A 399-nucleotide genomic window follows, 5' to 3' on the forward strand; every position below is an offset into this window, starting at 1 on the left:
ATGCGGTGGTGTCACCGAAGCGGTACCGCCACCGACTTGACAGATCGCATCGAGCTCATTTCACGGTCAACGGCAGTGAGCGCCTCGGCTCGAACTGGAAGACCGATCCGCGACTGACCTTGGCTACCAACACCTCCGGCAGTTCGCTCGCTGGGGCATCGGCCTCGATGAGTTCCGCGGTCCAGTCGGTGTCCGTCCCGCTGATCCGAACCTTCAGATGCGGGTCTACAGCGGTGGCGATGGCCTGCAACGGCTGCACGGATGCCGGTGTGCACAACGAAATCCAGGCGCCGTCGGCGTGGGCTGGCGAGTTGTGCACCACCAGACGGTCCGGCGACGTTTCGGCCAGCACGTAACCGGCCGGGTTGAGCAGCGGGTGTAGCTCCAGCACACCTAACG

The 399-nt window shown here is 64.4% G+C and carries 1 pseudogene; it reads right to left on the reverse strand.

What is annotated here, in order from left to right:
* Positions 1-55 precede the first annotated feature (55 nt).
* Positions 56-399, reverse strand: a pseudogene (locus D7V97_RS43890) (hypothetical protein); the annotation flags it as partial.

Origin of the sequence: Corallococcus sp. CA053C (assembly GCF_003611675.1) — a bacterium.
Classification (GTDB): domain Bacteria; phylum Myxococcota; class Myxococcia; order Myxococcales; family Myxococcaceae; genus Corallococcus.